Here is a 26,045-nt window from a genome sequence, read left to right on the forward strand (position 1 = left end):
TTAATATATCGTTTTTACTTTACAATAAATTTAAGTTATAAGTAAATTTAAGCAATAATATTTAATCAAAAAAAATTATCAATTAGACTATCTTCATTATAATTTAATTTTTAAAATTTATATTATAATTTACTTGATTTTAAAAGCGATATCAAGCGAAATTTGATACTCTTTATCTACATTCGGGAAATTTGAACTTGCTTTTTTCAAAGCTTGAATAGCCGCCTCATTTAGCGAATTAAAAGAACTTTCACTTTTCAATCCATAGCTTTTTAAGCCGTTTTTATCTAAGATAAACTCCACTTTTACTACGCCTTGATATCCTAGCCTTTTTGCAACTTTTGGATAAATTACGTTTTTGATAATCTCATTTTTGATCTTTATGAATAGCTCGTCATTGCTTTTTAAATAGACTATATTTGAACTGTTTTCGCCTGATTTAAGACTACTGTTTTCTGAGCTGCTTTTTGTCAAACTGCTGCTTTTTATACTTTGAGTCTGATTTGTATCAATGTTATTTGAATTTAACGGAATTTCAAGCGGAATTTTTTCGTACGTTTGATTTTTAATATACTGGTTGGGCGCTTTAGTATTTTCTTTTGATATCTGCTTTTTTTCTACTTTTTTTGGCTTTGGAAGCGGTTTTTTTACTATCTCATTTTTTGGTTTCGCTTCATCTATTATCTGTTTTTTCTGCTCTTTTTTAGGCTGTTGGGGCTCTCTTGCTTCTTCTGTTTTTACACTGTTAATCGGAGTTTCAAATTTAGCCAACGGCAGTTTAAAACTCTGTTCTGATTGCTCTTTTGGTAATTTAATATCTAAATTTAGCGCGTAAGCAAAAGCGCAAACATGCAAAGCGGTCGATATCAAAAACGCTATCAAATTTATACTAATTGTTTTTTGTGACGATGGAAAAATTTTCATGATTTTTCTCTTTTAATATATCTATGATCCACACGAAAGTCTCAAATTTACTCTCTTTATCACTTTTTATCTCTATCAATTCACTATTTCCTAGTTTAAATATTTCGCTTCTTAAAGCTTCTTTATCTACTAATATATCATTAAAATATAAGTTATTTTGATCATCTACGATTATAACGGTTCTACTTTTTTTCATATTTTCCATGCTAGAATTCGCATTTGGCAAACTTAGTTTTAAATGTCCACTAGCTATAAACGTTGATATACTAAGCACTATGCAAAGTAGTACCAGCATAATATCTATAAACGGAACTATATTTAAACTGTCATTTTTAGGAAGCCTCAAAGTGTTTCCTCAAATTTAGCGAGCAAAATATCTACTTTTCTATTTAATAAATTATATATCGCCAAAGTCGGTATAGCCACGGCAATACCAAGAGCTGTAGCTTTGAGAGCTAAAGAGAGTCCCATCATTATAGTATTTGCATTTATATTACCTGAAGCGCCCATATCGTAAAACGTTATCATGATCCCGCAAACTGTTCCCAAAAGCCCTACGTAAGGAGCGTTTGAGTATATCACGTATAAAAAAGTTAAGTTTTTAGTAAGCGCCATCTCAAGTGATTTAATGCTTTTAAAATGTTCTATATCCACAAAGCTATAAAAAAGAGCTCTTTTAATGGTAAAATATAGCGCAAAAAAAACTCATAAAACCCAAAATTCCCATAATAATATAATCAATATTTTGCTTTAAAAACAGAACTATCTCCATAATGCCGACCTCAAACTAAAATTTCTATAAAAGCCCAGTTCATCTCTTTGTATGTAGTGCGATTTTTTTCATAATAAACTTTTAAATTTTGCTTATCTACGTCATTTACTTTGTCTCCATAACTCCACTGCACCGCCGCTATAAACTCATCGAAAGTTTCTGTTTTAAATTTACAATCACTATGGCTTATAAAATCTACTTTCGCAAGATAACGCATTTGATAAAGTATGTTTAAAATATAGATATAATCAGGCTTTGGATAGACTTTGGAGCTTATAATTTCACTTATTTCATCGCCTAAAAAAGTTTTTCCGATATTGTAAGTTATATAAACTGCCCTATTTGCTTTGCTAATAAGTTTTGTTAAAGCGTCTTTTGCATCACTTACTTCAAGACATCTTGAAGCAATGATTATATCGTATTTTGGAAGCTCTTCCCAGCTATCTTCAAACGATAGTTTTTTAACCTTTACATTATCTAAACCTAAATTTGCCACATTTGATTTAACGCATTTAAGCATTTCATCGCTATAATCACAACAAAGCACGTTTTTAACGTCTTTTGCAAGCTTTAATCCTATCGTTCCAGGGCCACATCCCATATCTAAAACGGTAGTAGATTTATCAAATTTTATTTTACTCACAAACTCATCAACGTAATAGCTTTTATGAACTCTCTCATTCATACTAGAAGCTTTTTTATCCCAGTCTGTGCTGCTTTTTGGCTTAAAAGTGCTTATCTTTTTTTGCTCTATATAAAGCTTTGCAAAGTCTATCTCATCGTAATTTGCACTCATCATCATAGTAATTCCTCGTAATTTTTATAATTAACTCCGTATAGTTTGGATATCAAAGAGCTATCTAAAAGCTCACTAGAAGTGTCTTTAAATATCTCACCGTTTTTTACCAAAATCGCCCTTCCGCCTATAAATTTAGCATGTCTTGGATGATGTGTGGTTATGATAAAATTACAACCATTAGCCGCTACTTTTTTTATCATTTCTAAAAGCCTTATTTGATTACCGAAGTCAAGTCCGTTTACTGGCTCGTCCATTATGATAGTTTTTGCCCTGCTAGCTAGAGCTCTAGCTATTAAAACAAGCTGTTTTTGTCCTCCGCTAAGGTTTAAAAACTCGTCATCGGCTAAATTTATTATACCAAGTCTCTCTAAAGATTCCATAGCTATAAGTCGGTCGTTTTTAGAGTAATTATCAAAAAGCCCTTTATATGCAAGTCTTCCCATCAAAACCATATCAAGTACGCTATAGTTAAATGGAGTGTAGTTTGATTGAGGTATGTAGCTTATGAGTTTTGCCAGCTCTTTTGGACTAAAAGAGCACAAATCGGCTCCGTTTATCAAAACATTTCCTCTAAATTTAACAAGCCCCAAACTAGCTTTTAAAAGGCTCGATTTACCAGAACCGTTTTCGCCAAGTATATTTAATATTCCACCCTCAAACTCAAAGCAAATTTGATTTAATACCTCTTTTTTAGCATATTTCACACTTAAATTTACTAACTTTATCAAGCTCTTCTCCTAAGCAAAACCGCTAAAAAGATAGGAATTCCAAAAAAGCTTGAAACTATACCTATGGGGACTTCGTAAGTAAAGAGCTCACGACTTAAAAGATCACAAATCAGTAAAAACAAAGCTCCGATAAATGCCGAACTAAAAAGCATAGTGCGTGAGTTTGCTCCATAAATAAATCTAGCGATATGAGGCACGATAAGCCCTATCCAGCCTATGATACCGGCCAACATCACGCTTAAAGCAGATATCAAAGTAGCAAAAAATATAATGCAAATTTTAAGCGTTCTCACATTTACCCCAAGGCTTTTTGCCTCTTCTTCGCCCATACTAAGAGCGTCTATCTGTTTGCCAAGAAGTACAAGAGATAAAGTACCAAAAACCATAGGTATAAAAACCGCAAAAACAACGTCTTTTGTCGCAAAGCTCAGGCTTCCCATAAGAAAATAAGTTATTGCAGGAAGCGTTTCGTTAGGATCTGCTGCGTATTTTAAAACTGCTAAAAACGAGCTAAAAAGAGAGCTTGATATCACGCCGCCAAGCACTAACATTATCATATTTTTGCTACCACCAAATACAGCGATCATCACCGCTAAAAAAACAGCCGCGAAACCAAAAATAAAAGTAAGCCACATCTGATAAAATACGCCAAAACCCATCACCATAGCGAGTGCCGCGCCAAAACTAGCACCGCTCAAAACTCCAAGTATAGACGGACTTACCAAAGGATTTATAAACATATTTTGATAAGCGCCGCCAGCTACTCCAAGAGCCGCACCTATGATGATAGCGGCGATCACCCTAGGAAGCCTGATATCAAGTACGATAACAGAGGCTGGACTCTCTTCGCCGCTAAAAATCCCCGTAAAAACTCTCAGATATTCACTCATACTTATATCAAATTTACCGTTTGTCAAAGATATAACGCTAAATATAGCGAGCAGAGCAAAAAGAAAAATAAAACTAATTTTTTTCATTTAATATAAAATCCAGGTCGTCTTTGTTTAGATCTGCATATAAAAATAACTTGTAAAACTTACTAGCTTCACGCCTGATATCTAAGCCTAAAGCGTCTTTATGCAAAACATCCATAAGCCACCTAAGCCCCAAAAGTTTTGTAAAACTTGCAGGTTTTCCGACCCATGAAAACGGGCTTCTAGGTATGAGATAAACTCTTTTATTTTTTACTGCGTTTATTAAGTTCCACTTTTTATCGCTCCAAATTTTCTCAAAAAATTCCTTTTCATAGACTAGTATGACTTCAGGGTTTGCCGCTAAGATCTTTTCAAAATCTGCCTTTACGCGGCTCATTTTGTTTTTTGATTTGCACTTAAACTTAGCCGTGTCACCTCCAGCTAGATCTACAAGTTTGATAAAACTCGAGCTTCCGCACTCCGTCTCAAGTCCGCCTTTTCCAAAAGCGTAATAAACGCTTGGCTTATCTAAACTTAGTTTTGCTAAACTATCAGCCATTTTTTGACTTTGGTTAGCGTAAGCTATCAGTTCGTCCGCTCTTTTTTGGTTGCCGAAAATCTCGCCAAATGCCTTATATACTTGAACTCCAAAACTATCTTCATCATCTATATATAACACAGGTATTTTAAGAGATCTAAAAATACCGCCGTATTTTGGATCGTCTTTTGTATTTTGGCCGGTTATGATGAGATCGGGTTTTAAGCTTAATACCATTTCGATATTCGGCACTCTACCTTGCCCGTAAAATCCACCCACAACAGGCAAACTATACACATTTTTATCAAGATATCTTTTTTCGATATCCCAAAACTCGAAAACAAGCCCTGCTATCAAGCTTTTATCAAAACTATAAAGTGAATAAAGCAGAGTTGGATTGCTCGCATAGACTTTTTTGATATTTTCAGGTTTTAGATTTTCGCAGTTTTGACACTCGAATTTACCTAAAATCAAACTAGCATTAGCCGCTATAGCCAAAAAACACAAGAGTAAAAATTTAAACATAAGGCATTATCTTTCTAGCATAATCTTTTAAAATTTCTTTATGACGTTTGTAGCTTAAGGCTGCTGGTTTTAATAAAATATGGTCTATTTTAGTAACTTTCACTAGCTCTAAAACCTGCTTTTTGCACTCTTTTACGTCTCCTGTTATGGCAAATTTTTGTAGCAATTTGGGATCAAAAAACTCATTTCTAAGTTTTTCATACTCACTGCCTTTTACCATTTCAAACGTATCTTCGTTTTGCGCTCCGGTCATCGCCTTAAAGAAAAAGCTGATAGCTTTGTTAGCTTCAAGACTTGATTTGGCTTGATTTTGACCTATATTAATAGCTCTGATCAGTCCCATTTTCGGGTAAAATCCGGCTATTTTTTTATAACGCTCTTTTATGCTCAAAACATCGTCTATACTTGATCTAATGCTCGCTAAAATAGGATATCCACGTCTAGCGGCAAATCCCAAGCTCTCATCATGTACGCTTGCCATATAAAACTGTGGTTTAGACACTTTTGGAGTGATGTTAAGCTCATCAAACATTAAATTTAACTCATCTAATTTTTCAAGCATAATTTTTCTATTTAAATTCGGATCTCTACCTTGAACTTTATCGATGATAGGAAACGAGCCTTTTGCAAAACCAGTTATTAATCTACCGCCGCTGATAGCTTCTAAATTTGCTATATCACTAGCTAGACGGAGCGTATCATAAGCAGGAAGGATAAATCCCGCAACGCCGATTTTGAGGCTTTTTGTTTTTGCTAGAGCATAGGCTGCGAGCGCAACCGGACTAGAAGTAAGAGAAAAACTGTTGAAATGATGCTCGCTTATCCACGCTTCATTAAAACCTAATTTTTCTATAAATTTTATAGTTTTAAACGCCTCTTTAAAACTCTTTTTCTCGTCATTTTCTAAATTTTCAAATAGCGCAAAGATTCCGTGTTTCATTAGTACTTATACTCCGCAGTTACAAAAAATCTTCTACCGGCCATATAATAGCCACCGTTGTATTGATAGTTTTCATCAAGTAAATTTGTAGCTCCTACGCTTAACTCAAGAGATTTGTAAGGTCTAAAATTCGCTTTTAAATCCATTAAAAACACGTCGTCGTTTTGATTTTCATATCCGGTCATCTCATCATAAGTCCATTGCGCACTTCTGTATGTTCCGCTTAATACCAAATCAACTTGTTTAACCGGGCTATAAGAGATAAATGCATTTGCTATGTGATTTGGATAGTCTTGAATTTTATTTAACGCTATACCGTTGTTGCTGTCTGCTGAAGTATGCTTTTGCGTATAAGTATAGTTTGCTCCTATATTTACTCTATCATTGAACAATCTTTGCTCGGCTGATAGCTCAAGACCGTAACTATAACCGCCGTTTGCATTATCTAGCATAGAGCAGCCATTTTTTTATCAGGATTATCACAGCCTTTTAGCCCATTTACAGTTATGATAGAGTTTTTTAAAATGTTGTAAAATGCAGTTGCTCCAAGCATCGTAGAACCGTTATCAAATTTATGACCTATTTCCATATTATAGATTGATTCTGTATCTAAATTTGGATTTGGTATTCTTGCTCCCCATGGTGTGCCGTAACGAGTTTTTAGAGTAGGTAAATTATTTTTCTTACCTATGTTGAAGTGGGTTGTATTTGCATTGTCCCAATCAGCAAAAAATATAGTTTGAGCATTCCAATCCCACAAATCCACTTCATAATCCAGTTTTCCATCGCTTGTAGCTGAGCGTTTTCTTATAGCAGTTATAGTATCCACTCTATCATATCCAGCAGATACCACATAACGCCAAGTATCGTTCAACTGATGGCCAAACTGCACAAATAACGAAGTTTGGAAGTCTTCATACTCATCAGCATCAGTAAAATTACCTTGACTAAAGTTGCCTTTATTTGCATCTACAAAGTTATAATTATCGTTATTCGTATGGTTATAGCGTAAATTTGCGCCAAATTGAAGCTCTTTTGTATCATCTATCTGGTATTTTGCTGTTTCTATCAAACCAAAACTATGATCATCATAGATACTTACGCCTCTAAATCCGGCAGGAGTGATGGTTCCGTTTTTTCCGACGCCGCCCTTCATATGCAAAACGTTATAAAAATTATCCCAATAAATCTTTGAGTTTAAACTCCATTTATCATTTATCTGAGTTTGACCTAAAAAATAAACAGTATTTTTATCGTAATTTGGCCAATCCCAAAAACGACCGTTGCCATTTGCATTTACGGTACCGCCTTTTTCACCTCTTTGGATAACGGCGTTAAGCGAATACTCACTACCCTCGCTTGGCTCAAACCCGACTTTTGCTTTGAATGTTTGATTTTTGTAGTAGCTATTTCTTGCTTTGTCGCCAGGCTGATAATCAGTAGGTTTGTAGTCGTTTGAAAGCGGAAAACTATCACGATCAACCAAAGAGTAACTAAAACTAGAATACCAATTTCCTTGATTTGTACCGATTTGATTTTCTTTGCCGGATAATAATCCGTATTTTAGTCCGGCTTCAAGCTCTTTTGTAGGTTTAGTGCTGATGATATTTACAGCGCCTCCCATTGAGTTTATACCATAAATCGGACTTACAAAGCCTTTTGCTACATCGATTTGAGATACGTCATAAGTATTAAATTGCGACCAGTCGGTTTGACGATCATAGATCGAGTTTACTGGAATTCCATCTATAAATAGTCCTATTTGTGTACGACCAAATCCACGAATACCTATATCTGCTTCACCGCGAGATCCTAATGCATAAGGAGTCGTATACACACCAGGAGTATTTCTGATCGCCTGATCTACGCTAGTTGAAAGAGACTCTGCGATCTCTTTTTGAGTGACTACCGCATCACTTCCTTCTGCTATGGTTTGTTTTTGATTTGGCGTAGTAACCTCGATACGACCAAGATCATAAACTCCATCTGCTCCAAATAGTACCGAACTAAGGGCACAACTCAAAATAAATGCTTTTTTCATACAAATTTAAATCCTTTCTAAACAAAATTCAACTTGTAGCTATTATAACTACTTTTATGAAAATAGTAAAATTTATATTTTAAGTTTTATTTTCCATTATAATGGTATTTAAGCAGTATATTATACTAATTTTATTAAATTTGATAAACGAAAGTAACACAAAAAATATGAAAATTCAGGAATAAGTGTTTATTTTTTACGCACTGTTGTATATTTTTGTATATTTTTATTATTTTTGCATGAAAAAAGAGTCTAAATTTATCTCAAGAATTTAGACTTAAATATTATTTGTAATATTTTTCAAGACTTTTTAGTATATATTTTGCCAATTCCAAACCCTTTGATCTGTGAGATATGGCTAGTTTTGTTTTAACGTCTAATTGTCCTATGGTTCCATCAAAACCATCGGGCATAAACATAAAATCATACCCAAAACCGTTATCGCCGCGCTCTTCGTCTATAACTGTGCCGTACATAAATCCATGTGTGCTAAAATTCCCGAATTTAGAAGCTACGGCTATACAAGCAGTATAAAACGCTCCGCTTTTTTTAAGTCCGAGTTTATGAAGTTCATAGGTAAGTTTTTTTCTATTGCTAGCGTCAGTCGCATCTTTTCCGCTATATCTTGCAGAGTAAATTCCCGGCGCAAAACCGAGTGCTTCTACACTTATTCCGCTATCATCACTAAGAGCGATAAACTCATTTTCAAGCTTTAAGGCGCAAAGCTTCGCATAAACCGCTGTTGCTTTTATGAGAGCATTTTCTTTGAAACTAGACCCTGTTTCATCGATCTCGAACGGCTCACAAATCTCATTTAGAGCATAAATTTCATAACCGTCATAAAAGGCTTTTATCTCTTTTACTTTATCTTTATTATTTGTTGCTAAAACTATTTTCACGATTTTTCCTTGAATTTAAAAAAGTAATTCTACTAAGAACGGCTTAATCTAAAATTTGGTTACAAATTTAAAGATACGACCGTAAAATAACTTTAAACCTATAGAAACCAAAACCAAAACAAACACCCAAAAAACTGCCCACCAAAACTGTGCTGTTCCTACATTAGAAGCATTTACTCCTAAATTTAAAAATACGATACTGCTCAAAACCTTACCAAAAAAGCTTCCTAAAAAAAATTTCCAAAACCTAAAAGCAAAAGCTCCGGCAAAATAATTTATAGCGTTATAAGGAATAATAGGTATAAGTCTAAGTAAAAATATAGTAAAAAACTCATCTTTTATATAAGCTGTTTTAAATTTATAAATATCAAAGAATTTAGCTAAAAAATCCTTACCTAAAAATCTTCCTAGAAAATACATTATAACCGAGTTTATACTGACTCCTATCATAGTCAAAATCAAACCTTCAGCAATTCCGAAAAACGCTCCGCCCACAAGAGCTAATATAGCTGCCGGAAACATAAAAATAGGTAAAATAATCCAAGATAGTATATAAATAACTGCGCTAAATTTAGAATGACTTTCTATATAATTTTTTAATATTTCAAAACTCAAGTTGTCAAATATTAAAAAACAAGCGACTATCAAAAAGATAAAAATAATAAATTTAAAAATGCTGTTTTTCATAGCTTCCAATCGTATGTAAAATATATACAAAAACAAATTTGAAAAATTCTAACTAAATTTAGTTAATACTTTAAGTCTAAATTTGATAAAATCTAAAGTTAAGTTAAATTTTTGGGCTAAAATTATGAAACTATTTTCAAAATATACCGGTTTAGTTTATTTAAAATATTTTATTATTATTTTTATAGCTTTGGAGCTATTTTATATAGGTATTGATACATTAACAAATTTAAAAGATTTTCCAAAAAGTGCGAATTTGCAGCTTATTTATCTAAGCCTTACTGCACTAACTGCGGTAAATTACGTACTTCCGATAAGTTTAGTTTTTGCTCTTATAGTTTCAAAAATAAATATGATAAGAAGCAACGAACTAGTTAGTTTCTACTCTCTTGGAATAAGCAAAAATACTCTTATACTTAGTCCGTTTATAATATCTCTTATCATAACCTGTTTATATATATATTTATCTAGTACTTCATTTGCATATGCTAGAGACTATCAAAAAAGCTTGATAAATTTTCAAGGATTTAATAAATCTTCAAATAGTATATTTTTAAAATACGAAAACAAATTTATCTACATAGACGAGTTGTATCCTGCTATCGGAGAAGCAAATAAAATAAAAATATTTGAAACTCAAGACGGCGATATTATAGGTCAAATTACCGCAAAAAAAGCTAAATTCGAAGACAACAGCTGGAAGCTTTTTGATGTTGATATAATAAGTCTGCCGCCACGTCTTGAACTAAACGCTACCGGATATATAGAAAATACCCAAAAAGAGCTTCTTATACTAAGCGGATTCAAACCAAGAACTATAGAAAATATATACCAAACAAATAGTAATTATTCTATCACAGATGCGATCGACTCTTTAAGAACTTTAAAAAACGAGGGAATTAATTTAAACAAGATAAAATCTACACTGTATTCACTCATATTTTTTCCTCTATTTGCTCCGCTTATGGTTCTTATCTTATACTACTATCTACCGATAACGGGAAGATTTTTTAACCTTGCTTTAGCAAGTTTTATCTATGTTATCGTCACACTGTGCATTTGGGGAGTGCTTTTTGTGCTTATTAGATTTAGTTTAAACGGAGTTATAATCCCAGAAATCGGAGTAATTTTGCCTATTATCATACTCGCTTCATTTGCAGGATTTAAATTTTACCAGCATCGTTAGATATTTTTTGTATTTAGAGCCTTTGTATCATATGAATATTCTGTTAATTTTGACACATCTATCTCACATTAGTTTTCTTTTAATTTTTCTTACAAATAATTAAATATAGTTAAATCTTAAATGTAAATCTATCTTCAAAATTCTTATACTTTATCGGAATTTTATTAAAATTTGGATAAAATATCAAGTATTTTACATTTTTGGAGATTTTTATGGATTACAGCTTGCTAGCTAAAAAATACGGAACACCTCTTTATGCCTATGATTTTGATTATATACAAAATCAATATAATAAATTAAAAAAAGAATTTAACGCAAGAAAATCACTTATATGCTACGCTCTAAAAGCAAACTCAAATTTAAGCTTACTAAAGCATATAGCAGATCTTGGAGCAGGATTTGACTGCGTAAGCATAGGAGAGGTAAAAAAAGCGATTTTAGCAGGTGCGCAAAATTATAAAATCATATATAGTGGCGTAGGAAAAAGCGATGAAGAGATAGAAGAAGCTTTAAATTTAGATATTTTAATGCTAAATTTAGAAAGCGAAGAAGAGATGAAGAGAGTCGAAAGTATCGCAAAAAAACTTAATAAAAAAGCCAGAATTTCAGTACGAGTAAATCCCAATGTAGATCCAAAAACTCATCCATACATATCAACTGGGCTTAGTAAAAATAAATTTGGAGTCGGGATAGAAAAAGCCCGTAAAATGTATCTTTACGCCCATAAAAGTGAATTTTTAGATCCGGTTGGAATACACTTTCACATAGGAAGTCAGCTAACAGATCTAAAACCTGTTATAGAAGCTGCAAATATAGTAAGCGACCTTTTAAGAGAACTTAAAGCTCTTGATATCGATATCAAATTTTTTGATGTAGGCGGAGGAATAGGAATAAGATATGAAAACGAAAAAGATCCTGATCTATACGGCTATGCTCAAGGAATTCTAGCAGCGCTTGAAGGTGAAGATATAACCATAATATGCGAACCGGGAAGATTTTTAGTCGGAAACGCCGGAGTTTTTATAACAAAAGTTTTATATGAAAAGATAAATGATACTCACAGCGATGATAAAAAAAGATTTATCATAGTAGATGGAGCTATGAATGATCTATTGCGCCCTAGTTTATATGAAGCTCATCATGAAATTATCGCTTTAAATAGCGGAAAAAAAGAGCTTTGCGACGTGGTGGGTCCGATATGCGAAAGCGGCGACTTTTTAGGTAAAAACGTAAATTTACCAAAGCAGTCAAGCGGAGATATTTTGGTAGTAAAATCAGCCGGCGCATATGGATTTTGTATGTCTAGCAACTATAATTCGAGATTAAGAACTGCTGAAGTCGCCGTTTGTGGCGGTAAAGATAGACTTATTCGTCAAAGAGAGAGTTTTGAAGATTTAGTTAAAAACGAGAAAGAGTTTATATAATGTATTTTATAGATGTGCAAGGAACGCTTATAAGCGACACGGATAAAAGCCCTATTAATGGAGCTTGTGAGCTCATAGAGTTTTTAAATTCAAAAAATATTCCGTATGTTGTCATAACAAACAATACAAAAGCAAAAAGCTTGGATTTTTTAGCAAATTTGCGTAAAATCGGACTGCAAATCAAAGACGGGGCTTACCTTGATCCGTTTTGCGTTTTAGAAGAGATACTTCCGCCTTGTAATTGCGCTATGTTTGGCGCTACTCAGTTTGTAGATACCATGAAAAATCTTGGGTATAAAGAGGATTTTAAAGAGCCAAAAGCGGTTCTTATCGCTAGTTGGGATGATTTTAAATTTAGTGATTTTGCAAGTATAAACGAGCTTGTTTTAAACGGGGCAAAGCTCATCGCTATGCATGAAACTAGCATATACAAAAAAAACGGAAGGCTTTATCCTGGAGTCGGCGCCATATCCGCTATGATAAATTATGCAACAGGAATTAACCATGAAGCTGTCGGAAAGCCTAGTAAAGCATTTTATAATGAGGCTTTAAGGCTCTTAAATTTGCAAAGCAGTAAAGTCGAATTTAAAGATATAACTATAATAAGCGACGATGCAAAAGGCGACTTAAAAGGCGCTAAAGAGATTGGTATGAAAACATCGCTTGTGCTTAGCGGAAAAGTTAGCGACCAAAATAAAAGCGGCGTAAAAAAAGACATTTTAGATAGCGTTTATAAAGATATAAGCGAAGTTTTAAAGGCGATAAATGCAAAGTATTGATGAGCTAAGAACTAAAATTGATGATATAGATGATCAAATTTTATCTTTACTAAATAATAGAATGAGATATGTTCAAAAAATAGGCGAGCTAAAACAGAGCAGTAAAACTGCCATATATCGCCCTGAACGCGAGCGGGCGATTCTTTCTCGCCTTGAATCCACTAAAGACAATAAGCTTAGTAAAGAAGCTATAGAGGCCATTTATCTTGAAATTTTTGCCGTAAGCAGAAATCTAGAAATGCCGCAAAAAGTAGCGTTTTTAGGTCCTATCGGCACTTATACTCATCAAGCCGCCGAAAGTAGATTTGGCGCTATGAGCAGCTATACGGCGCTTTCAAGCATAGAAGCCGTATTTAGAGAACTTGATAATAAAGAAGCGAAATACGGAGTCGTGCCTATAGAAAACAACACAGAAGGCGCTGTTGGAATCACTCTTGATTGTCTTAGAAAATATGAAAATGTAAAAATTGTAGCCGAAATTTATATGGATATTCATCATAGCTTTGTTAGCATGAGCGAAAACTTAAAAGATATCAAAAAAATATATTCTCACCCTCAAGGCTACAATCAATGTCGTAGATTTTTAGATGATCACAATCTAAATGAAGTTACTTTTATACCGACAAAATCTACCGCAGAAGCTGCATTTCTAGCATCAAAAGAAAAAGACTCAGCAGCCATCTGTTCAAAGATAGCCGCGCATATAAATAACGTTCCTATAGTATTTGATACGATAGAAGATAATCTTGCAAACAGAACTAGATTTTTTGTATTAAGCGACTTTAAAAACGGTAAAAGTGAACATAATAAAACGAGTATTTTGGCTAAAACAGCGCACAGACCAGGCGGATTAGTTGAACTATTATCTATGTTTAAAAACGAAGGTATAAATTTAACCAAACTTGAAAGTCGTCCTATAAAACAAAAAGATTTTCAAACTGTATTTTATATAGATTTTGAAGGCCACATTGATGAGGAAAATATAAAAAAAGTGCTAGAATTAGCTGCTAAAAACGGTCATGATATAACATGGCTTGGAAGTTATATCAATCAAGAAGGATAAAAATGAAATTTAATAGCCATATAGAAAATTTACCTATTTATGAAGCCGGAAAACCTATAGAGCTAGTTATTCGTGAATTTGGAATAGATCAAAACGATATTATAAAATTAGCTAGCAATGAAAATCCGCTAGGAACTAGCAAAAAAGTTATAGAAAAGATAAAAAACGTAGCACAAAACAGTAGTTTATATCCAGATGATAGCTACTATGAGCTAAAAGACGGACTATCAAATTTATATAAAGTAGAGCCGAAAAATGTGATAATCGGTAGTGGAAGCGATCAGATAATTGAGTTTGCTCTTCATGCTAAGGCAAATGAAAAAAAGGGTATTTTAGTAAGCGGAGTAACGTTTGCGATGTATGAAATTTATGCTAAACATGTTGGAGCAAAAATTTACAAAACAAAGAGCAAAGAGCATAATTTAGCCGAGTTTAGAGAAATTTACCGTACAAATAAAAATGATATTTCGGTTATATTTTTGTGTCTTCCAAACAATCCTCTTGGAGAGTGTTTGGACGCCGATGAAGTTTTTTCTTTTATAAAAGACGTGAGCGAAGATACTTTGGTAGTTATAGACGGCGCTTATATGGAATTTGCTAAGTTCAAAAGTAGCAAAAAAGAGATAGACCCAAAAACGCTAATCCAGACTTTCTCAAATGCTCTTTATCTAGGAACATTTTCAAAAGCTTACGGACTTGGCGGAATGAGAGTTGGATATGGCATAGCAAATGAAGAAATTATAAAAGCTCTTCATAGATTGCGAGCACCATTTAATATAACGACGCTTAGTCTTGCGGCGGCGATTGAAGCTTTAAAAGATAATGATTTTCTAAAAGAGACATTGGAAAATAATTTTAAAGAGATGAAAGTTTATGAGGAATTTGCAAAAGAAAACAGTATAGAATTTATAGAAAGCTACACAAATTTCATTACTTTTATATTTGATCAACATCAAAATGCTACTAAAATTTGTGACAAATTATTAAAACAAGGTATAATATTAAGAAATTTAAAAAGTTACTCAATGAATGCGATCAGGATAACAATAGGAAAAAATGAACAAAACAGACGCGTTTTAGATATGCTAAAAAAGGAAATTTAATAAAATATGGATTACAAGACTCTATTTCATCAAGTCGGTCAGCTATATCAAAATCTTACGCTAAAACAGAAGATTGTAGCAGCTAGCAGTGTTGTTATAGTGGTTGGATTTTTAGTATTTTTAAGCCTATATAAAAGCAGCAGCTCTGGATCTGAGTATGACGGATACAGCATACTATTTAGAAATTTAAATCCCGCCGACTCAGCTCAAATAATAGCTCAACTAGAAAAAGATGGAGTAACTTATAAATTAGCAAATGAAGGCACTATATTAGTTCCTACTAAAAGCGTTTATAAAGAGAGAATAGCAGTAGCAAGCCTTGGGATAATGAAAGACGGTAAAAACGGTTTTGAGATATTTGATAAACAAGATTTCGGCGCTACTGATAATGAGCAAAGAGTTAAGTTTCAAAGAGCCATTCAAGGAGAACTTTCAAAGACGATAGAAGGTCTTGAACCCATAGAAAAAGCTACTGTTTATATCGCATTTCCTAAAGATAGCGTATTTACGGAAAGACAAGTACCGCCGACTGCTTCAGTAGTAGTAAAGATAAAAGACGGTGAAAAACTAAATAGAAAACAGATAGACGGTATAAAAAGGATAGTAGCTGGATCAGTTACAAATTTAAAAGCCGAAGATGTGAAAATAGTCACTCAAGACGGAGTAGCTGTAGGGGATGACGAAATAGCTTTAGAAAGTGAATTAGTAGCTTCACAAATAAAATATAAAAAAGAATTTGAAAATACATATGAGCAAAAAATTATTGATATGATAGGAAAATTCACAGGCGGAAGAGATAAAGTAACTGCAAAAGTCAGCATAGAGTTTGACTTTTCCGTAAAAGATAGTCAAAGTGAAATTTATGATCCAAACTCCGTAATAAGAAGCGAACAAAATATAGAAGAAAAAAGAGAGGGAAAACAGCCAAAAGAAGTTGGTGGAGTTCCAGGAGCAGTTAGCAATATAGGGCCAGTAGAAGGCTTAGATCAAAATAAACCAGATGAGTTATACACAAAAAACGTAGCTAATACAAACTATGAAATATCTAAAAAAATTATCAAAGTCAAAGATCAATATGCAACAATAAAAAGAGTGACCGCAGCTGTTGTCGTAGATGGAAAGTATGAAAGAGAGAAGAAAGAAGACGGTAGTTTAAGCGATACAATAGCTTATGTGCCTCTAAGCGAAGATGAGATAAATAAGATAAAATCTCTAGTTGAACAAACTATCGGTTACAACTCGACAAGAGGAGATGAAGTCACAGTTAGCAATTTTGAATTTAAAAAAGCCGGAAATTTAAATGCAAATACGACAAAAATAGGAATATTTTATGACTCATACCTAAAACCTCTAACTCCGATAATTAAATATCTTATAGTGCTGCTTATACTATTTGTATTTTATAAAAAAGTCATTACTCCATTCTTGCAAAAAATGGTCGAAAATGCTAAAGATGAAGACTTTGAGCCGCAAAAAGAAGAGAGTAATATAGAAGAAGAAGCCGAAGATACTTTGGAAAAATTCAAAGCCGCAAGAAAAAGAGTTGAAGATGAGCTTGGTATCGGAGAGGATTTCAACGAAGATGAATTAAAATATGAGGTATTGCTAGAAAAAATGAAACTTATAGTATCTGAAAGAAGCGAAGAAATATCAACTCTTCTTCAAGGAATGATAAAAAATGACTCAGACTTCAACTCGCGTAAGGAGTTTTGATGACAAAGCTAAATGAACAGCAAAAAATGATATATGATGATCTTAGCATGCCAGAAAAAGTAGCCATACTTCTTATACAATTAGGAGAAGATGCCACCACTCTTGTATTTTCACATATGGATATAGATGTTATAACTGAAATTTCAAGATACATAGCAAGTGCAAAAACTATAGATAAAACAGTTGCGGCGGCGGTATTGGAAGAATTTTACGCACTTATGCAGTCAAATCAATATATGAAAAGCGGCGGTATTGAGTATGCTAAAGAGATATTATTTAGAACATTTGGACCAGAAATTGCTCAAAAAATCATGGATAAACTACAAAAATCCATGGAAACTACAAAATCTTTTGGTTATCTTAGCCAAGTAAGACCTCAGCAACTAGCAGATTTTATAGTAAAAGAACATCCACAAACAATAGCATTGATAGTAGCTCATATGGATGCAACTAGCGCTGCTGAAACTCTTGTGTATTTTCCAGATGATTTAAGAAGCGAAGTTATCATACGTATGGCAAATTTAGGCGACATAAGCCCATCTGTCGTAAAACGCGTATCAACCGTATTAGAAAGCAAACTTGAAAGTCTTACTAGCTACAAAGTTGAAGTCGGAGGTCCAAGAGCAGTCGCCGAAGTGCTCAACCGTCTTGGTCAAAAAGCTAGCAAATCCACTATCGGTATCATTGAACAAAGCGATCCTAGCTTAGCCGTAACCATAAAAGAAATGATGTTTACTTTTGAAGATATTAATACTCTTGATAATAATGCTATAAGAGAGATATTAAAAGTAGTAGATAAAAAAGATCTTATGGTTGGATTAAAAGGTAGCGGCGAAGAGCTAAAACAGAAATTCTTAGCAAATATGAGTCAACGCGCAAGTGAAGCATTCGTAGAAGAGATGCAATTCTTAGGAGCCGTACGCGTAAAAGAGGTAGAAGAAGCACAAAGGCGCGTCGTAGAATTAGTCCAGAAACTAGCCGAAGAAGGAGTATTCCAAGTAGGCGAAAGTGATGAGATGATAGAATGAAACAAAGTAACGTCATAGATAACAAAAATGCAGAACATACTATAGAGCCTTATAGATTTAAGGTTTTAGGCGCATTTCCTACAAACGATGTAAAAGAGCAAGAAACGGTTTCAAATTTAGAAGAGCAAACCGAAACTCAGGCTCCAAAACAAGAAGTCGAGAAAGAGAGCCAAACTCATCAAGAAGAGCCTAAATTAGAGCCGAGTTTTATTGAAGAGCTATTAAAACGAACCGATGAATTAAGCGGCAATATAATAAAACTGCAAATGCAGATAGAAAATCAAGAAAATGAATTTAAAGTAAGATTAGAACAAGAAGTTGCAAGAACTAAAGACGAAGCTTTAAAAGAAGGTCATATGGCGGCAAAAACCGAATTTGAAGCCGAGTTAAACGAGATAGAAAAAAAGTATATGCATTCCATAGAAAAACTTGATGAAGAAAAATCAAAACTAGAAGCACTATACGCATCAAGTCAGCAAGAACTAGCAAGTACTGCTATAGAAATAGCAAAAGAAGTAGTCATAAAAGAGATAAAAGATAGTTCATCTGTAGTTGCTTCAAATATTGCTAAAAGCTTGATCAGCGAACTAAATGACGCAACTAGCATAGAGATAAAAACAAATCCAAAAGATTATGAGTTTTTAAAAGCAAATTTAAATTTAAACTCACATATAAAAATTACGAGTGATGATGCTATAAATGCCGGCGGAGTTATAGTTTTAAGCGAAGTTGGAAATATAGACGGAAGCGTGATGGCGAGATTTGCAAAAATCAAGAAAATTTTAAGCGAGTAAGATATGGATATAAAATCAAAAAGTTTGGAAGAATTAACTGATTTATGCGATACTCTTAGAGATAAAATACTAAAAACCGTAAGTTCAAACGGCGGACATCTCAGCTCAAATATGGGGGCAGTAGAGCTGAGCGTAGCCATGCATTATGTATTTGACGTATCAAAAGATCCTTTTATTTTTGACGTAAGCCATCAAAGTTATGCACACAAACTATTAACCGATAGATGGAATCGATTTGATTCGCTTAGGCAATTTAATGGAATAAGCGGGTACACAAAACCTAGCGAGAGTAAATTTGATTATTTTGTAGCTGGGCACAGCTCAACTTCTATAAGTCTTGTAGTAGGAGCTTGCAAAGCTATAAAATTAAAAGGCGAAAACAGACTTCCAGTTGCCGTAATAGGCGATGGGGCTATGAGTGCTGGAATGGCTTATGAAGCATTAAACGAGCTAGGAGACAGAAAATATCCATGCGTGATAATACTAAATGACAATGAGATGAGCATATCAAAACCCATAGGGGCTCTTAGTAAATATCTGTCTCAGATGATGGCAGGACAGTTTTATCAGAAATTTAAAGCCAGAGTAAATCAATTTCTAAGCTACGTTCCAGATTCAGCCGCGTATATGGCAAAACGTTTTGAAGAGGGATTTAGGCTCATAACTCCCGGAATGTTTTTTGAAGAGTTAGGACTTGAGTATATAGGACCGGTTGACGGGCATGACCTAAAAGAATTAATCTCTACTTTTACAACCGCTAAATTGATGAATAAACCAGTTATTGTTCATATCCAAACCATAAAAGGTAAAGGATATGAGCTAGCAGAAGGTCCAAAAGAGAAGTGGCACGGAGTAAGCCCTTTTAATCTAAAAAACGGTCAAAGCGTAAATCAAGCAAATCAAAAAAGTGCTACTAATATCTTTAGTGAATTACTTTTAAATTTAGCCAAAAAGTATGAAAATGTAGTAGGCGTAACGGCGGCTATGCCTAGTGGAACCGGTTTAAATAAGATAATAGAAGTTTTTCCCGATAGATTTTGGGATGTTGCGATCGCCGAACAACACGCCGTAACATCTATGGCGGCTATGGCAAAAGAAGGATTTAAGCCTTATATAGCTATTTATTCTACTTTTATGCAAAGAGCTTATGATCAAGTCATTCACGACTGCGCTATTATGAGGCTTCCGGTAGTATTTTGTATGGATAGAGCAGGAATCGTTGGTGAAGACGGTGAAACGCATCAAGGTGCATTTGATATAAGTTTTTTAAATGCAATTCCAAATTTAAATTTAGTTGCTCCACGCGATGAAGAGAGTTTTAAAAATATAATGGAATTTTCATACGCTTTTGATTCTCCTCTTGCTATTCGTTATCCGCGCGGAAACTTTATCTTAAATAATGAGTATAAATCGCAAAAAACAGCTCTTGCAAAAGGTGAAATTTTAGAAAATGGAGACGGCGGTGTAGCTTTTATCGGATATGGAAACGGAGTTGGAAAAGCAGTACAAACTGCTAAAAAGTTAAATTTCAAACCTACGATAGTAGATTTAGTCTTTGCAAAACCACTTGATAAAGAGCTTTTACTTCAGATCGCAAAAACTCATAATAAGTGGTATGTATTCAGCGATAGTGCCAAAAGAGGAGGCATAGGAGAAATATTGGCTGGATTTTTACAAGAAAATTTATTAACAAATATTTTAATAAAAAGTTTTGAATACGAAGATACATTCATAAAACATGGAAAAACTAGTATTGTCGAGGATTATTTATCTATTAGCGCTGAAAAAATCTCTAATACGTTTTAAAAGATAAAAAATATTAATTGATATAAAGATATTTTAATCTTTTTTTAGATACAATAGCAAAAATAATTCAGAGGAAATTAGTATGGATTACATGGAGCTATTAAAACAGGCTAATCTAAAAGCCACACCACAAAGACTCTGTGTGCTAAAAATATTAGACAAGCACACCCACCCCACAATAGAAGAACTCTATGCTGAGATTAAGAGGGATTATCCATCTATATCATTAGCTACAGTCTATAAAAATTTAAATACATTAATAGATGAAAAGCTAGTTGTAGAGGTTAATACTCCAAATCAAAAAGCCAAATATGATATTTATGAACATCCTCATATTCATGTAGTATGTTCTGTTTGCGGTCATGTAGAAGATGTAAATTGCGATGATGCTAAAATGGTTGAGTATCAAGAACATCTAGAAAAAAAGATAGGAAATTTGATAGATAGACTAAATATAGTAGCAACAACAAACGGCTGCAAAAAGTGCTCTAATTGTTAAGTCTGGATTAATCCGGACTTATTTTAGCACATTTTTTTTGAAAAATATTAGAGTTATGCACAGAGATACGATGCCTATGATAAACATAGGTAAAATATATTTCAATGAATCTATAAAACTAATATCTTTTAAAAAAACTGCCTTTGTAAATACCACATAGTAAGTAAGCGGTAGTAAATTGCTAATTGGCGCAAGCCAGTCAGGCATATTTTCTACCGGCGTTACAAATCCAGAAAGCATAAATGACGGAAGTAAAAACACAAATGATCCAAGTATCGCTTGTTGCTGCGTTTTACAAAGCGCAGATATAAATAATCCTATACCGCATACAGAAAATATAAAAATAGTCGAACCAAGATACAAAAGCCACAAAGAACCTATAATAGGAACTTTAAAGAAAAATCGTATTATAAATATAACAATAGTTGATAATAATAAACTAAGTATAAGTGCCGGTAGCAACTTTCCTATTAAAATTTCAAAAGGCTTTAGCGGAGAAACGATAATTTGATCAAAAGTCCCTATTTCGCGCTCTCTTGATATACTAAGAGATGCAAGCACTATCGCCATTACCATAACTATTGATCCGTATAAATTTGGAACTATCCACCAAAAATTTTCTAAATTCGGATTATAGAAGTTTCTAACTGAAATTTGTATATCGCTTAAATTCGATATCATAGTCTGTTCGATGTATCCATTTACTATTTGAGCTGAGTTTGAATGTCTGCCATCTAAAACTAGACCTAAACTTTCTCCTCTTATAACAAAATCTTTAGGGATCATTAAAAACGCAAAAACCTCTTGGCCCGTAAGCAACTCTTTTGCTTCATTAAGACTTTTGACCATTACGATATTTTTTACAAATTTAGCACTTTCAAGCTTTTGAATTATCTCTCTGCTCTGTTTTGAACTATCTAAATTTAAAACAGCTAAATTTAAATTTCTTACTTCCAAAGTAACAGAAAATGCAAAAATCAAAATCTGCATAAGAGGCGGCACCATCACAACAATCATGCTTTTTTTATCATTTTTTATCGCCAAAATTTCTTTTTTGATAAGAGACAATAGTCTCAATCCAAACTCCTTTTTGACTTTTTAAGTACCAAAATACCTACTACAAATCCTATAATGAGCATGTAAATAGCATCTAAAATAAAAACATTGTATAAATTTCCAACTAAAAATATATTTCCTAACGAATTTACAAAATAAGTCGCAGGGACAAAATATGAAAGATACTGGATAAATGTAGGCATATTGCTTATCTCAAACACAAATCCCGAAAGTAAAAATGCGGGCAAAAAGCCTACAATAATCGAAATTTGAGCTGCTACAAACTGATTTTTAGCTATAGTTGAGATAAAAAGTCCGATTAAAAGGGCCGGAAAAAGATAGATAAAACTTAACAAAAACAGTATAAAAATACTCCCTCTAAATGGAATTTCATACCAGAAGTACGCCACAAAAAAACAGATTACGGCTGAGAGCATAGCAAATACGAAATAAGGAATCAGCTTACCTATAATTATCTCTAAATTTGAAACCGGCGTACTCATCAAAGACTCCATAGTTCCTCTCTCCCACTCTTTAGCGATAACAAGAGATGTGAGCAAAGTACCTATTAAAGTCATTATAACTGCGATTGAACCGGGTATCAAAAAATATCTACTGGATAATTTTTCATTAAACCAGTATCTAGACTCTAACAAAACGCGTTTTGAAGTTAAATTTTCTGCCCAAATATAAATTATACTAGATCCGTATTGACGTATCAAATTTGCAGTATTTGGCTCGCTTCCATCCGTGATAATTTGAAATTTAAGGCTATTTTTATCATCATCAATGACTAGAAATCCGCTTATTTTATTTAATTTCATATCATTTATAAGCTCATTTTTATCGGTAGTTATTTTTGTGATAAAAAATTTTGATGCAGCAAACTTCGATATTATCTCTTTTGAATCCTTTGAACTACTGTAATTTACTATACCAAAAGATATATTTTTAGCATCCAAAGATACCGCGTATCCCATCAAAAACAATAAAATAATAGGCAAAATAATAGCTATCAAAGCAGTACTTGGATCTCTCATAGCCTGCAAGCTCTCTTTAATGACGATAGCAAAAATCCTTTTAAAGTTCATTTGTACCCTTTATAAGCTTTATAAACGCATCTTTTACAGATATCGCGCCGACTCTTTGCTTTAGCTCATCGGGAGCTCCCACCGCTATCATCTTTCCTTGATCGATAATCATTACTCTATCACAAAGCTCGGCTTCATCCATAAGGTGAGTCGTAACCATAACACTTATTCCTAAATTTGAAATAGCATCTATATGCCTCCAAAACTCCTTCCTAGTGATAGGATCTACTCCGCTTGTCGCTTCATCTAAAAATAATACAAGAGGAGAATGCATAAGGGCACACGATAAAGCAAGGCGCTGTTTTATACCAAGAGGCAGCTCAAAAACTTTATTTTTCAAATATCTATCAAAGCCGAAAATTTCTATCATAGAGGCTATTTTATCTCTTTTTTCTTTTCCCCTAAGCCCATAAAGTCCGGCAAAAAAGTCAAGATTGTCTTTTAAGCCTAGATTTCCGTATAATGAGAATTTTTGAGCCATATAGCCTATCTTATTTTTCATAACATCTATGCTATTTCCATAGATAAGAGACTCTCCTTCACTTCTAGATAAAAGTCCACAAATCATCTTAAACGTGGTCGATTTACCGGCTCCATTAGGACCTAAAAAGCCGAATATTTCACCCTTGCTAATCTCAAAACTAATGTTATCAGTAGCGGTAAATGAGCCAAATTTTTTTGTGAGACCTATAGCTTTTAGAGCAAAACAATCTTGCTTATCGACTCTGTTTAGTATAGCAGTTAGTTTTGAATGCGCTTTAGTTTTTATTTTTAGCATATCAACAAATGCATCTTCAAAACTAGGAGCTACATTTTCAAATTTAAAATCCGCAAAATCTTGAAACAAAGAGCAATCTTTCGTTTTCAAAACAACTCTTATTTTTGAGCCGACAAAATATGCATCTAAAACATTATCGTGCTCTAAAATATTAGTTAAAAATGATTTTTTATCGCCTCTTACTTCGACTAAAAATACTCTATTTTCTAATATATTATTTATACGTTTAGGATCGTCGTCAAATATAATTTTACCGTCATTTATGAGTAAAACTTTATCACACAAACCAGCTTCATCAAGGTAAGAAGTCGCCCACAATATACTTACGCCCGTTAAACTTTTTGCCATAGACCAAATCTCTTCTCTAGAAATAGGATCTACGCCGACTCCTGGCTCATCTAGTAAAAGGAGCTCCGGTTTTTTAAGCAAAGTTGCGCCAAAAGCCAACTTTTGCTTCATTCCTCCGGACAAACTTCCAGCTAATCTATCTTTAAATATTTTTAAATTTGTGAATTCCAAAATTTCATCTATGCGTTGCTTTGAATGCTGTACATCTTGAAGCTTTGCATATAAATTTAAATTTTCTTCACAAGTAAGATCTTCATATAAGCCAAATATTTGAGGCATGTAGCCGATTTTATTTAAAAAATCTTTCTGGCTACAAGGCATTTTATAGCCTAAAACATTTAATTCGCCGCTACTTGGTGTGAGAAGTCCGGCGCAAAGCCTAAGAAGGGTTGTTTTTCCTGAACCATCTGGTCCTACTACGCCTGTGATTTTGCCTTTGATGGCATCGAAATTAATACTTTTTAAAGCCTCGGTAAAAGGCTTATCAAAATTTCTTGTAAGATTAGTTGCTTTGATCATTGAATTTGATATGCACTGGCATACCTTGCTTTAGTCGATCATCTTTATCTATCAACGTAACTTCAAATTTATAAACAAGATCTGATCTTAGCTCCGTAGTTTGAATGTTCTTAGGAGTAAATTCAGCCACAGATGAGATAAAATTTATATAGCCAAGATACGGCTCGCTTCTTGCATCGCTAAAAATTTTCATCTTTTGTTCGAGTTTTATCTTACCAAGATTTTTCTCATCTATATAAGCTCTTATGAAGTATTTATCATCTCTAGCGATCTCGACTACTGGCTCATTTGCGTTTGTTATAGCACCTATTTCTTTATATCTTTTTTGCAAAATTCCATCATACGGAGAGATTAAAACCGAATTTTTTATATCAAGCTCTATAGCTTCAAGATTAATATTTAAATATCTTACAAGCTCTCTTTGAGCTTCGATATCCTCTTTTTGATATCCGTTTTTAAGAAGTTCGTAATTAGCTTGAGCAAGATTTAAATTTGCTTTAGCAGCTTCAAAGCGTGTTTGAGCAGTCATAAACGCCTCTTCGGAAGTTGCTTTTGATAGCATAAGTTTTTGTTGTCTATTAAATGAGTTTTGTGTCTCTTTTAAATTTGCAGCAGCAGCCTCAAGTCTGGCTTTACTCTGCTTTATCTCCTCTATCCTATAACCAGATTCTAGTTTTAAAAGATTTATATTTTCTATGTTTATCTTTGATTTTAAGCTATTTAGAGAGTTTTGAAGATATGAGTCATCAAGATATACCAAGGGTTCACCTTTTGAAACCTTAGCACCTTCGATTTTCGAGATATCTACTATTTCGCCTAAAAATCTAAAAGAGAGATCGACTGTTTTTGTATCAACATTTCCGTAAAAAATATCGTCCTTATCTTTTAGTATAAACTCTTTTTCATAGAATTTATAAAATAAAAATATCAAAACCAGAACAACACCGATAACTCCAAGCTTTTTCAAATAAACTCCATTTTAAAATAACAATTAATAATAGATAAATATTATACAATCCAGAAGTTTAAATGTATCTGAATAGAACTATTCAAATTTTAAGCTTATTTAGATATATTTATGCAACTATTTT

Annotated in this window: 25 protein-coding genes and 1 pseudogene; 10 read left to right on the plus strand and 16 right to left on the minus strand. The window is 33.4% G+C overall.

What is annotated here, in order from left to right; translation table 11 throughout:
• Positions 1-129 precede the first annotated feature (129 nt).
• The 12 genes and pseudogenes from RVY88_RS05645 to RVY88_RS05700 all read right to left on the minus strand — a co-directional run bounded on the left by RVY88_RS05645 (position 130) and on the right by RVY88_RS05700 (position 9,767).
• Entirely contained in the window at positions 130-924 is a 795-nt protein-coding gene (locus RVY88_RS05645; RefSeq protein ID WP_202930960.1) for an energy transducer TonB, read from the minus strand.
• Positions 890-1,219: a biopolymer transporter ExbD gene (locus tag RVY88_RS05650; protein ID WP_238389003.1), complete on the minus strand. Its 330-nt coding sequence runs from the start codon at positions 1,217-1,219 to the stop codon at positions 890-892. The genes RVY88_RS05645 and RVY88_RS05650 overlap by 35 nt, the downstream gene beginning before the upstream one ends.
• A gap of 47 nt (positions 1,220-1,266) precedes the next feature.
• Positions 1,267-1,696 (minus strand): annotated as a pseudogene (gene exbB, locus RVY88_RS05655) (TonB-system energizer ExbB).
• Positions 1,697-1,706: 10 nt separating this feature from the next.
• Positions 1,707-2,498 (minus strand): class I SAM-dependent methyltransferase, encoded by a 792-nt coding sequence (locus tag RVY88_RS05660; protein ID WP_162167080.1) that lies wholly within the window; start codon positions 2,496-2,498, stop codon positions 1,707-1,709.
• Complete coding sequence (locus RVY88_RS05665) at positions 2,495-3,223, minus strand: ABC transporter ATP-binding protein (protein ID WP_162167079.1); 729 nt, start codon at positions 3,221-3,223, stop codon at positions 2,495-2,497. Before RVY88_RS05665 ends, RVY88_RS05660 begins: the two co-directional genes overlap by 4 nt.
• On the minus strand, positions 3,220-4,200 hold the full coding sequence (locus tag RVY88_RS05670) for a FecCD family ABC transporter permease (protein ID WP_002848375.1): 981 nt from the start codon (positions 4,198-4,200) through the stop codon (positions 3,220-3,222). Before RVY88_RS05670 ends, RVY88_RS05665 begins: the two co-directional genes overlap by 4 nt.
• Positions 4,187-5,200: an ABC transporter substrate-binding protein gene (locus RVY88_RS05675; protein ID WP_202930959.1), complete on the minus strand. Its 1,014-nt coding sequence runs from the start codon at positions 5,198-5,200 to the stop codon at positions 4,187-4,189. Before RVY88_RS05675 ends, RVY88_RS05670 begins: the two co-directional genes overlap by 14 nt.
• Positions 5,193-6,140, minus strand: coding sequence for an LLM class flavin-dependent oxidoreductase (locus RVY88_RS05680; RefSeq protein WP_002848368.1), 948 nt, complete (start codon positions 6,138-6,140; stop codon positions 5,193-5,195). The genes RVY88_RS05675 and RVY88_RS05680 overlap by 8 nt, the downstream gene beginning before the upstream one ends.
• The gene (locus RVY88_RS05685; RefSeq protein WP_002848367.1) at positions 6,140-6,592 is read right to left on the minus strand and encodes a TonB-dependent receptor; all 453 of its coding nucleotides are present in this window, start codon (positions 6,590-6,592) and stop codon (positions 6,140-6,142) included. The genes RVY88_RS05680 and RVY88_RS05685 overlap by 1 nt, the downstream gene beginning before the upstream one ends.
• A complete protein-coding gene (locus tag RVY88_RS05690; RefSeq protein ID WP_162167078.1) occupies positions 6,586-8,181 on the minus strand; it encodes a TonB-dependent receptor plug domain-containing protein in 1,596 nt (531 codons plus the stop codon). Before RVY88_RS05690 ends, RVY88_RS05685 begins: the two co-directional genes overlap by 7 nt.
• 284 nt (positions 8,182-8,465) lie before the next feature.
• Positions 8,466-9,080 (minus strand): non-canonical purine NTP pyrophosphatase, encoded by a 615-nt coding sequence (locus RVY88_RS05695; RefSeq protein WP_065844595.1) that lies wholly within the window; start codon positions 9,078-9,080, stop codon positions 8,466-8,468.
• Positions 9,081-9,128: 48 nt separating this feature from the next.
• Positions 9,129-9,767 carry a TVP38/TMEM64 family protein gene (locus tag RVY88_RS05700; RefSeq protein WP_167497328.1) on the minus strand — a complete coding sequence of 213 codons (639 nt, stop codon included), beginning with the start codon at positions 9,765-9,767 and terminating at the stop codon, positions 9,129-9,131.
• A gap of 124 nt (positions 9,768-9,891) precedes the next feature.
• Between RVY88_RS05700 and RVY88_RS05705 the strand changes: the two genes are divergently transcribed.
• The 10 genes from RVY88_RS05705 to perR all read left to right on the plus strand — a co-directional run bounded on the left by RVY88_RS05705 (position 9,892) and on the right by perR (position 21,162).
• Complete coding sequence (locus tag RVY88_RS05705; protein ID WP_162167077.1) at positions 9,892-10,953, plus strand: LptF/LptG family permease; 1,062 nt, start codon at positions 9,892-9,894, stop codon at positions 10,951-10,953.
• A 212-nt stretch (positions 10,954-11,165) separates the two neighbouring features.
• Positions 11,166-12,377: a diaminopimelate decarboxylase gene (gene lysA / locus RVY88_RS05710; RefSeq protein ID WP_162167076.1), complete on the plus strand. Its 1,212-nt coding sequence runs from the start codon at positions 11,166-11,168 to the stop codon at positions 12,375-12,377.
• Complete coding sequence (locus RVY88_RS05715) at positions 12,377-13,156, plus strand: HAD-IIA family hydrolase (protein ID WP_162167075.1); 780 nt, start codon at positions 12,377-12,379, stop codon at positions 13,154-13,156. Before lysA ends, RVY88_RS05715 begins: the two co-directional genes overlap by 1 nt.
• Positions 13,143-14,219 (plus strand): prephenate dehydratase, encoded by a 1,077-nt coding sequence (pheA, locus tag RVY88_RS05720; protein ID WP_002848356.1) that lies wholly within the window; start codon positions 13,143-13,145, stop codon positions 14,217-14,219. Before RVY88_RS05715 ends, pheA begins: the two co-directional genes overlap by 14 nt.
• Before the next feature lie 2 nt (positions 14,220-14,221).
• The gene (gene hisC / locus RVY88_RS05725) at positions 14,222-15,322 is read left to right on the plus strand and encodes a histidinol-phosphate transaminase (RefSeq protein ID WP_162167074.1); all 1,101 of its coding nucleotides are present in this window, start codon (positions 14,222-14,224) and stop codon (positions 15,320-15,322) included.
• A 6-nt stretch (positions 15,323-15,328) separates the two neighbouring features.
• On the plus strand, positions 15,329-17,035 hold the full coding sequence (fliF, locus tag RVY88_RS05730) for a flagellar basal-body MS-ring/collar protein FliF (protein ID WP_011731758.1): 1,707 nt from the start codon (positions 15,329-15,331) through the stop codon (positions 17,033-17,035).
• Positions 17,035-18,063 carry a flagellar motor switch protein FliG gene (gene fliG / locus RVY88_RS05735; RefSeq protein WP_002848349.1) on the plus strand — a complete coding sequence of 343 codons (1,029 nt, stop codon included), beginning with the start codon at positions 17,035-17,037 and terminating at the stop codon, positions 18,061-18,063. The genes fliF and fliG overlap by 1 nt, the downstream gene beginning before the upstream one ends.
• On the plus strand, positions 18,060-18,857 hold the full coding sequence (gene fliH, locus RVY88_RS05740) for a flagellar assembly protein FliH (RefSeq protein WP_002848347.1): 798 nt from the start codon (positions 18,060-18,062) through the stop codon (positions 18,855-18,857). The genes fliG and fliH overlap by 4 nt, the downstream gene beginning before the upstream one ends.
• A gap of 3 nt (positions 18,858-18,860) precedes the next feature.
• The gene (gene dxs / locus RVY88_RS05745) at positions 18,861-20,663 is read left to right on the plus strand and encodes a 1-deoxy-D-xylulose-5-phosphate synthase (protein ID WP_162167073.1); all 1,803 of its coding nucleotides are present in this window, start codon (positions 18,861-18,863) and stop codon (positions 20,661-20,663) included.
• An 82-nt stretch (positions 20,664-20,745) separates the two neighbouring features.
• Complete coding sequence (perR, locus tag RVY88_RS05750) at positions 20,746-21,162, plus strand: peroxide-responsive transcriptional repressor PerR (protein ID WP_002848342.1); 417 nt, start codon at positions 20,746-20,748, stop codon at positions 21,160-21,162.
• An 18-nt stretch (positions 21,163-21,180) separates the two neighbouring features.
• On the opposite strand, the gene RVY88_RS05755 is transcribed toward perR, so the two are convergent.
• The 4 genes from RVY88_RS05755 to RVY88_RS05770 are packed head-to-tail and all read right to left on the minus strand — an operon-like array spanning position 21,181 to position 25,921.
• Positions 21,181-22,239, minus strand: coding sequence for an ABC transporter permease (locus RVY88_RS05755; protein ID WP_317051272.1), 1,059 nt, complete (start codon positions 22,237-22,239; stop codon positions 21,181-21,183).
• Positions 22,236-23,309, minus strand: coding sequence for an ABC transporter permease (locus RVY88_RS05760; RefSeq protein WP_317051273.1), 1,074 nt, complete (start codon positions 23,307-23,309; stop codon positions 22,236-22,238). Before RVY88_RS05760 ends, RVY88_RS05755 begins: the two co-directional genes overlap by 4 nt.
• Complete coding sequence (locus tag RVY88_RS05765) at positions 23,299-24,954, minus strand: ATP-binding cassette domain-containing protein (RefSeq protein WP_002848327.1); 1,656 nt, start codon at positions 24,952-24,954, stop codon at positions 23,299-23,301. The genes RVY88_RS05760 and RVY88_RS05765 overlap by 11 nt, the downstream gene beginning before the upstream one ends.
• On the minus strand, positions 24,938-25,921 hold the full coding sequence (locus tag RVY88_RS05770; RefSeq protein ID WP_024305306.1) for an HlyD family efflux transporter periplasmic adaptor subunit: 984 nt from the start codon (positions 25,919-25,921) through the stop codon (positions 24,938-24,940). The genes RVY88_RS05765 and RVY88_RS05770 overlap by 17 nt, the downstream gene beginning before the upstream one ends.
• Between the last annotated feature and the right edge of the window lie 124 nt (positions 25,922-26,045).

Origin of the sequence: Campylobacter sp. TJR-1 (genome assembly GCF_032840035.1) — a bacterium.
GTDB classification, from domain to species: domain Bacteria; phylum Campylobacterota; class Campylobacteria; order Campylobacterales; family Campylobacteraceae; genus Campylobacter; species Campylobacter fetus.

Coding starts and splice junctions, on each gene's coding strand:
- RVY88_RS05660 (WP_162167080.1), bottom strand. CDS start 2,498: ATGATGATGAGTGCAAATTACGATGAGATAGACTTTGCAAAGCTTTAT.
- lysA (WP_162167076.1), top strand. CDS start 11,166: ATGGATTACAGCTTGCTAGCTAAAAAATACGGAACACCTCTTTATGCC.
- fliH (WP_002848347.1), top strand. CDS start 18,060: ATGAAACAAAGTAACGTCATAGATAACAAAAATGCAGAACATACTATA.
- perR (WP_002848342.1), top strand. CDS start 20,746: ATGGATTACATGGAGCTATTAAAACAGGCTAATCTAAAAGCCACACCA.
- hisC (WP_162167074.1), top strand. CDS start 14,222: ATGAAATTTAATAGCCATATAGAAAATTTACCTATTTATGAAGCCGGA.
- RVY88_RS05670 (WP_002848375.1), bottom strand. CDS start 4,200: ATGAAAAAAATTAGTTTTATTTTTCTTTTTGCTCTGCTCGCTATATTT.
- pheA (WP_002848356.1), top strand. CDS start 13,143: ATGCAAAGTATTGATGAGCTAAGAACTAAAATTGATGATATAGATGAT.
- RVY88_RS05675 (WP_202930959.1), bottom strand. CDS start 5,200: ATGTTTAAATTTTTACTCTTGTGTTTTTTGGCTATAGCGGCTAATGCT.
- fliG (WP_002848349.1), top strand. CDS start 17,035: ATGACAAAGCTAAATGAACAGCAAAAAATGATATATGATGATCTTAGC.
- RVY88_RS05685 (WP_002848367.1), bottom strand. CDS start 6,592: ATGCTAGATAATGCAAACGGCGGTTATAGTTACGGTCTTGAGCTATCA.
- RVY88_RS05700 (WP_167497328.1), bottom strand. CDS start 9,767: ATGAAAAACAGCATTTTTAAATTTATTATTTTTATCTTTTTGATAGTC.
- fliF (WP_011731758.1), top strand. CDS start 15,329: ATGGATTACAAGACTCTATTTCATCAAGTCGGTCAGCTATATCAAAAT.
- RVY88_RS05650 (WP_238389003.1), bottom strand. CDS start 1,219: ATGCTGGTACTACTTTGCATAGTGCTTAGTATATCAACGTTTATAGCT.
- RVY88_RS05760 (WP_317051273.1), bottom strand. CDS start 23,309: ATGAACTTTAAAAGGATTTTTGCTATCGTCATTAAAGAGAGCTTGCAG.
- RVY88_RS05680 (WP_002848368.1), bottom strand. CDS start 6,140: ATGAAACACGGAATCTTTGCGCTATTTGAAAATTTAGAAAATGACGAG.
- RVY88_RS05690 (WP_162167078.1), bottom strand. CDS start 8,181: ATGAAAAAAGCATTTATTTTGAGTTGTGCCCTTAGTTCGGTACTATTT.
- RVY88_RS05765 (WP_002848327.1), bottom strand. CDS start 24,954: ATGATCAAAGCAACTAATCTTACAAGAAATTTTGATAAGCCTTTTACC.
- RVY88_RS05715 (WP_162167075.1), top strand. CDS start 12,377: ATGTATTTTATAGATGTGCAAGGAACGCTTATAAGCGACACGGATAAA.
- RVY88_RS05645 (WP_202930960.1), bottom strand. CDS start 924: ATGAAAATTTTTCCATCGTCACAAAAAACAATTAGTATAAATTTGATA.
- dxs (WP_162167073.1), top strand. CDS start 18,861: ATGGATATAAAATCAAAAAGTTTGGAAGAATTAACTGATTTATGCGAT.
- RVY88_RS05705 (WP_162167077.1), top strand. CDS start 9,892: ATGAAACTATTTTCAAAATATACCGGTTTAGTTTATTTAAAATATTTT.